Origin of the sequence: Paraburkholderia sp., assembly GCF_049581445.1 — a bacterium.
Classification (GTDB): Bacteria; Pseudomonadota; Gammaproteobacteria; order Burkholderiales; family Burkholderiaceae; genus Paraburkholderia.
In genome coordinates this window covers 1-7282 of sequence record NZ_JBAURZ010000102.1, presented here as the reverse complement: position 1 = coordinate 7282, position 7282 = coordinate 1, and the positions used below count along the sequence as shown (strand labels likewise).

The following is a 7282-nucleotide window of genomic DNA, read 5'->3' as shown; positions in this document are numbered from 1 at the left end:
ACGCAGGCTTCGGCTCGCCGTCGCGCATGTACGAGACAGCGCCGACCGAACTCGGAATGGCGCCGTCCGCCTATCGGCGCAAGGGTGCCGGTCTGACGGTGCATTACGCGTGCGCGCCGACGACGCTCGGTTTAGTGCTGGTGGCCGCGACCCCCAGGGGTATTTGCAAGATCGGCTTCGGTGACGATGCCGCAGCGCTCGCCGGCGAACTGCGCGGCGAATTCGCCAATGCCGAACTGGTCGAGGACGCCGCGCGGCTCGCGCCGTTTGTCGCTCAGGTGGAAGCCTATCTGCACGGCACCCGTCAGCGGTTCGATCTGCCGCTCGACATCGCCACTACCGCGTTCCGTCAGCGGGTCTGGGACGCCCTACGGCGTATCCCATACGGGCAGACGCGCAGCTACTCGGAGATCGCCGAAGCGGTCGGCTCGCCGCGCGCCGTGCGGGCGGTCGCTAGCGCCTGCGCGTCGAATCCGGTGGCGTTGGCCATTCCGTGTCACCGGGTGGTGCAAAAGGGCGGGGCGCTTGCCGGCTATCGCTGGGGACTGCTGCGTAAAGCCGCTTTGCTCGATGCGGAAGCGCAGCGCGCGGGCGTCGAAAGCAATGCTAATGTCGAGGTTGACGCCGCCACTGCAAACGTCGCTGGCAAACCAGCCGCGCCGGCACGCGGACGCCAGACCCCGGCCCCCGTCTCGTCAACCAAACTGGATCACGCTGCGTGAGTACTACCGCCGAACTCGCCACGCTCGAACTGCCGTTCAAACCACCCTTCGACTGGCCGCGCATCCTGCGATTCTTCGCGGGACGCGCCACTCCCGGCGTCGAGGCGGTGGAGGATGGTGCTTATCGCCGCGCTATCGACTGGGGCGGCGACAGCGGCACGCTGACAGTGCGCCCGCACCCGCGCAAGCGCTGCATCGTCGCCACTATCGAAGGGTCCGCCAGCCAGCACGCCGACGCGCTCGCCGCGCCGATCGCCCGAATGTTCGATCTGCACGCGGACCCCAAGACAATTGCCGCGCACTTTTCTACCGACCTCTGGCTCGCACCGCTCATCGAAGCGGCCCCGGGTCTGCGCGTGCCCGGCGCATGGTCTGCCTTCGAACTGGTAGTACGCGCCATCGTCGGCCAGCAAGTCAGCGTGAAGGCGGCGACCACCATCATCGGCCGCGTCGTGCAGCGAGCCGGCCAGCGCATCGAGGATCATCCGCACGAGCGCACTGCATGGCGCTTCCCAACTCCGGCGGCACTCGCCGCGGCGGACATGACGCAGATCGGCATGCCCGGTAAACGCGTCGCGGCACTGCAAGGATTTGCGCTCGCGGTCGCGTCGGGCGCCGTGCCGCTCGACGGCAGCACGCTCGATACCGACGCGTTGCGCGCCGCCCTGCTGGCATTGCCCGGCATCGGTCCATGGACCGTTGAATACGTCGCGATGCGCGCATGGCGCGACGCCGACGCCTGGCCCGCGTGGGATCTCGTACTGATGCAGTCCATCACGGCCCGCGACCCAACCCTTACCCGCCCGACGCAACAACGCGCGCGGACCGAAGCGTGGCGGCCATGGCGCGCGTACGCGGCGATGCATCTTTGGAATGAAGTGGCTGACCGTGCAGGCGCCGCGCGTGGCGGGTAGGCGGGAGATCACGCATCGCGCGCAAAGGCGAGGACGCGTAGAGTAGACAGCGTCAACGATGCCTTGAAGTGCCTTCATAAAAGGCACCGGGACGGCACCGAAGGGGCCTCAAGCAGGTGTCGTGGCGAGATGTTAAAGTGCCCGCTACTGAAAATTCCGCCGGATGTTGTCAACCGCCCGTGCCCGGCTTACCTGAGCCGCGAACAAGCGGCACATGGCGGCCGACAACGTCCGACTCGCATCAATGCCAAACAAGACATATTCCCGCACGACCGACCCGCTTTTGCACCGTCTGTCTGTGCTGACCTCCGGCCCGCAGCGCGACGCGCTGACTAGCGGCCTGCGCGGCATCGAAAGGGAGACCCTGCGCGTCACACACGACGGTCATCTCGCGTTAACACCGCATCCGCGCTCGCTCGGCTCGGCACTCACCCATCCTTCGCTGACCACTGATTATTCCGAAGCACTGCTCGAACTGATCACGCCAGCGGAGCACGACGCCTCCATCACACTCGATAAGCTCGACGAACTCCATCGCTTCGTCTACTCGGTGCTCGACGGCGAGATACTGTGGAACAGCTCGATGCCTGGCCTGCTGCCCGCGACCGACGAAGGCATTCCCATCGCACAGTATGGTTCGTCGAATATCGGCAAACTTAAATACGTATATCGGGTAGGCCTGTCGCTGCGCTACGGGCGCACGATGCAGACAATCGCCGGCATCCACTACAACTATTCGCTGAACGAAGAAGTGTGGCGTCTGATGCGTGCGGACCAGCAGTCCACGGCAAATGCGGTGGATTTTCAGTCGGAGCGCTATCTCGCGCTGATCCGCAATTTCCGCCGTACCAACTGGCTGCTGATGTATCTGTTCGGCGCGTCGCCGGCGCTGGATCGCCGTTTTCTCCGCGATCGCAACCACACGCTCGACACCTTCGACGCCGACACGCTTTACCGCCCGTATGCGACCAGCCTGCGGATGAGCGACCTTGGGTATTCGAACACCACGGGCCAGGCCGAGCTACACGCCGACTACGACACCTTGTCTGGCTATCTCGACGCGCTCGCCAAGGCGGTGAGCCAGCCGTATCCGCCGTATGAAGCCATTGGAACGCAACGCGATGGCGAGTGGGTACAGATCAACACCAACGTCCTGCAGATCGAAAACGAGTTCTACTCGACGATCCGGCCCAAACGTGTGACGCATCCGGGCGAACGTCCACTGCATGCACTCGCTGCGCGCGGTGTGCAGTACGTCGAAGTGCGCTGCATGGATATCGATCCGTTCGAACCCACCGGCATCGCGCTCGAAACGGCGCGTTTTCTTGACGCCTACCTGCTGGTCTGCGCGCTGGAAGATAGTCCCTTGCTGCCGCCTCCCGCGTATTGCGAAGCCAACCAGAACTTTGGCCGGGTCACGCTGGATGGGCGCAAGCCCGGACTCGAACTCACGCAAGACGGTCAGCCCGTGGCGATGCTCGCATGGGCGGATGAACTGATGGCGCGTATCGAGATTGCTGCTCATGCACTCGACGCACTACGCGGCGACGATGTGCATGCACGCGCGGTCGCGGCACAACGCGCGAAGCTCGCCGACGCTTCGCTCACGCCATCGGCGCGGGTGTTGCAGGCCATGCGTGACAAGCAACAAGGTTTTCTCGCCTTCAGCCTCGCGCAGAGCGAAGCGCACGCAGCTTATTTCCGCGCGCGACCGCTCGACGTCAGTGAAGAAAAAGCGTTCACGGATCTCGCCGCACAGTCGCTTGAGCAACAGGCGAAACTAGAGCGCGAAGAGGTGGGTTCGTTCGATGCATTCGTCGCGGCCTATCGCGCTTATACGTTGAACCGCTTTAGCGTCTGAGTTATCGCGCGGAGGGTATGTGCAGATCCGGCGCCAACCGTTGGCGCGCGCGATGGTTCGCGGCGTAGCGTAGCCGATGCAGAAAAGGACGAGAGCAGCCTGAATCGGCTGCTCTTTTTTTGCCTTCACATTCCGTTTTGCCCGGTAAGCCCTACGCATGGGAACGGCGCTTCCCGTCCAGCATCGGCAAGAACTGCGCCGCGTCAAAGTTTCAGCGGATCGTATGAAACACCGTCCTCTTGCGCGAGTCCAACCCTTAAACTGTATGACCTTCCGCGCGCAGGCTGCGTGCGTCCGGTCTACTCCACGCAGGGAGGAATCAACGCGATGAAGAAAGCTCTGTTGGCAACATTATGCGTGCTCGCCGCCGGTTGCTCGACGCGTGGACAGGTTAATCCCGACGTCATGCAGATCGCCACGACTCCGCTTACCTGTTCGAGCCAGAACGAATGCACTGTGTGGTGGCAACGGGCGCAGAGCTGGGTCACGAGCCATTCGAAATACCCGGTTGAAGCGTCCACCGACACATTGATTCAAACGGCCGGCCCAGATGGCGGCAAGCGCGCGCTCGCCTATCAGATCACGAAGACGCCTAATAACGACGGTACCTCGACGATCGGCTTCGCAGCGCATTGCGACAGCTCGCTCGGATGCAAGCCGAATCCGTGGGAAGCGGGTGCCGACTTCAAGGAGTTCGTCCGAAGCGGCGTAGCCAGCAACGCGCCGCAAAACGATAGCGCGACGCCGCCGGCTAAACCGTCACTCGAAACGGCGCCCGCGCAGTCGGTGGCAACGCCTGGCGGCGTGCCCGTCACGCAATAAGCGCAGCGGAGCCGCTATCGCGAGCGGGCATGGCGAGCATTGCGCACCGTGGAAGCGAGTCGCATCCGCGCTCGCGTCCTCTCGTGCTGGCTCGCTAATGTTCAATGGCCCATCGAGGGTCCAACGCCCTTGCGTGGCTTCGTGATCCACACCAGCGCGGCCAACACGATGAAGCTCGCGCATGAGATGCGGAAGAAATCGTTGGTCGCCATCATGTACGCCTGCGCCGTAACGATCTGATTGAGTTGCGCCGTGACGCCCTGGCCGGCGAGTCCAAGGCTCGTTAGCGCGTCGCTATACGAGTTGGTGTTTTGCGCGTAAGTGCTGACCGACTCCGACAACACCGCATGATGGTAGATGGTGTCGTTTTCCCAATACGTTGTACTGATCGCCGTACCGATTGCACCCGACAGCGTGCGGAAGAAATTCGACAATCCCGAGGCGCTCGCCAGACGCTCGTCGGAGACACTGGAAAGCGTGATGGTGGTCATCGGCACAAAGAAGCACGCGACGCCAATGCCCTGCACGATACGTGGCCAGATAACGTGGTTGAATGGCACATCGAGCGTGAAGGTCGAGTTCCAGAACGACACCAACGCAAACACGATGAATGCAAAGCTTGCCACCATCCGCAGATTGAGCCGGTGCATATTGCGCCCGATCATCGGCGAAAGCACCAGCGCGAGAATACCGACAGGCGCCGTTGCCAGTCCCGCGAGTCCGGCGGTATAGCCCATCACCGTCTGCAGCCACAGCGGAAAGATCACCACCGAGCCGAAGAACGCCATAAACCCGCACGAGATGATCAGCACGCCAAGCGCGAAGTTGCGGTCCTTGAAGAGCGATAGGTCGACCACCGGCTCTTTCTCAGTCATCTCCCACACCAGCATGAAGGCAATCGAGATCACCGCGATGATCGCCAGGGCGACGATGAAATTTGAATTGAACCAGTCACGGTCCTTGCCGAGATCGAGCATCATCTGCAGGCACGACACGCCAATTACGAGCAGCGCCAGGCCGATGGCGTCGATGCGCTGCTGGGTCGTCCTGGTTTCCCGGCCGCGCAGCAGCAGATACGCGCAGGTCGCTGAGAACAGGCCAATCGGCACGTTGATATAGAAGATCCACGGCCAGGTGTAGTTATCGGTGATCCAGCCGCCCATCACGGGCCCGAAGATTGGCGCAACGATCACGGTCATGGCCCACAGGCCGAGCGCGAGGCCGCGTTTCTCCGGTGGATACGAGCGCATCAGAATGGTCTGCGACAGCGGCACCATCGGACCGGATACCAGTCCCTGGATCAGTCGAAATGCGATCAACGATTCAAAGTTCTGGGCAAACCCACACAGCGCGGAGGCGACCGTGAACAGCAGCACGGATATCGTGAAGAGTCGCACTTCACCGACCCGGCGTGCGAGCCAGCCGGTCAGGGGCACCGCAATCGCCGACGCCACCGAATACGACGAAATCACCCAGGTACCCTGACTGGTCGCTACGCCAAGGCTGCCGGAAATGGTCGGCACGGCGACGTTGGCAATCGACGTATCAAGCACTTCCATAAACGTGCCTAGAGCGAGGCCAACGGTCAGTAATGCCAGCGTGCCGCCGGTTAGCGGAGCGGGTTCTACGGCACGTGGTGCGTCAATAACAGGAGCCGTAACGGCCATGATCCACTCTCCTCAGCCCGCAGAAGCTTGACGTAGCATGCATACCGCCTCTTCAGCGTATGCGTCTTGCATGCCGCGTCACCTTCTGCCCAGACAGATATTTCTTTATGCGGTGGCGCTCTTTGGGAACGCCACGGGGGTTAAGTCTTGTCGTCCTTTTGCGACGACGGCTGAACGTTTGTCTGTTCTGCGCCTGCCGTGCTGTCTGTCATACAGGATGCTTCGAGGTCACCTTCATCGGCGCTCCCCGAGCCGTTCGCGATGAGACGCGCCAGCAAACCGGTCAGCGCGGCCACGTCCTCTGCGGTGAAGCCTTGCAACTGTTCATTCAGGACCGCGGAGCCGAGGCGCGGCAGCTGCTGGGCGACTTCGCGCCCGTGTGGCGTCAGTTCCAGCTCGACCATGCGACGGTCAGCATCGCTGCGGGTCCGCACGATGAAGCCTTTCTTTTCAAGGCGATCCAGCATCCTCGTCATTGATCCGCTGTCATAAGACATGGCGCGGGACAACTCGTACGGCGTATGCGCGCGCCCGCACGACAACATCAGAATGACGCCGATCTGCTGGGCAGTGAGCCCCAACGGCTTGACCGCGCGGTCCGTCCGTTCGACCAACACATTGCGTGCTTTCGTCAGGTAATAGCCGAGACTCGATTCGAGGTGAATCTCGTCAGCGTTGTACGGACCATCAGTCATCGAAAATTCGCTCAATGCGTCAAGAAGGCAGAACGGATTTTAGCTGCCTAAGCAGATAAGTCAAATTACGAATCACGAGGTCACATCAACGAAAAAACAACACTGCAAGGTGATGTAGGTCCAACTATCTTGAAATTTAGTTGCATAGGCAATATTATGTGAAGCAACGAGTTACGCGCTATCGGCGCCACCCGAGACCATGTTCTGACCGTTTTGCCGCGCACCCTCCATGCCGGTGCGCAGAGGACCTCTCCATGCTGTACCTGAAAAATACCCTTGGCGGCTTGGGCCGCTCGCTACACGACTCCGCATTGAATACGTTTCAAGGGCCGAATCGCTGGTGGAAACTTGCCCTTTACGTCGTCATGTTCGTGTTGCCGGGGGGATCGCTCGGGGTCCTGTTCTTCGCGTGGATCGACAACCGCCGCAATGCCCGCGTCGCTGCGCAGAAGCGTGCGGCATCCGCTGGTCCAGCACCGCTGTTGACCGGCACGATGGGGGCGAAGGCTGCTGCGTCCGCTGCGCGAGCCGCCTCGTCGATCGTGAAAGCCGCCACGCCGATTACGAAAGCCGCCGTGCCCGCGCAAGCTGCGCCGACCGG

Annotated in this window: 7 protein-coding genes; 5 read left to right on the top strand and 2 right to left on the bottom strand. The window is 62.0% G+C overall.

Going from position 1 to position 7282, the window contains the following annotated elements; all coding sequences use genetic code 11:
* From WCA85_RS09465 to WCA85_RS09450, 4 genes are all read left to right on the top strand, one after another.
* A partial coding sequence (locus WCA85_RS09465; RefSeq protein ID WP_424063167.1) for a methylated-DNA--[protein]-cysteine S-methyltransferase occupies positions 1 to 722 on the top strand: 722 nt, incomplete at its 5' end.
* Positions 719 to 1636 (top strand): DNA-3-methyladenine glycosylase family protein, encoded by a 918-nt coding sequence (locus WCA85_RS09460; protein ID WP_424063166.1) that lies wholly within the window; start codon positions 719 to 721, stop codon positions 1634 to 1636. The genes WCA85_RS09465 and WCA85_RS09460, both read left to right, overlap by 4 nt.
* 244 nt (positions 1637 to 1880) lie before the next feature.
* Positions 1881 to 3497 carry a glutamate--cysteine ligase gene (gene gshA / locus WCA85_RS09455; RefSeq protein WP_424063164.1) on the top strand — a complete coding sequence of 539 codons (1617 nt, stop codon included), beginning with the start codon at positions 1881 to 1883 and terminating at the stop codon, positions 3495 to 3497.
* A 327-nt stretch (positions 3498 to 3824) separates the two neighbouring features.
* On the top strand, positions 3825 to 4319 hold the full coding sequence (locus WCA85_RS09450) for a hypothetical protein (protein WP_424063162.1): 495 nt from the start codon (positions 3825 to 3827) through the stop codon (positions 4317 to 4319).
* 101 nt (positions 4320 to 4420) lie between these two features.
* On the opposite strand, the gene WCA85_RS09445 is transcribed toward WCA85_RS09450, so the two are convergent.
* Together WCA85_RS09445 and WCA85_RS09440 are read right to left on the bottom strand one after the other, a co-directional pair.
* A complete protein-coding gene (locus tag WCA85_RS09445) occupies positions 4421 to 5986 on the bottom strand; it encodes a DHA2 family efflux MFS transporter permease subunit (protein ID WP_424063161.1) in 1566 nt (521 codons plus the stop codon).
* A 140-nt stretch (positions 5987 to 6126) separates the two neighbouring features.
* The gene (locus WCA85_RS09440; RefSeq protein WP_424063159.1) at positions 6127 to 6681 is read right to left on the bottom strand and encodes a MarR family winged helix-turn-helix transcriptional regulator; all 555 of its coding nucleotides are present in this window, start codon (positions 6679 to 6681) and stop codon (positions 6127 to 6129) included.
* A gap of 254 nt (positions 6682 to 6935) precedes the next feature.
* On the opposite strand from WCA85_RS09440, the gene WCA85_RS09435 reads away from it, so the two are divergent.
* A partial coding sequence (locus WCA85_RS09435; protein WP_424063158.1) for a hypothetical protein occupies positions 6936 to 7282 on the top strand: 347 nt, incomplete at its 3' end.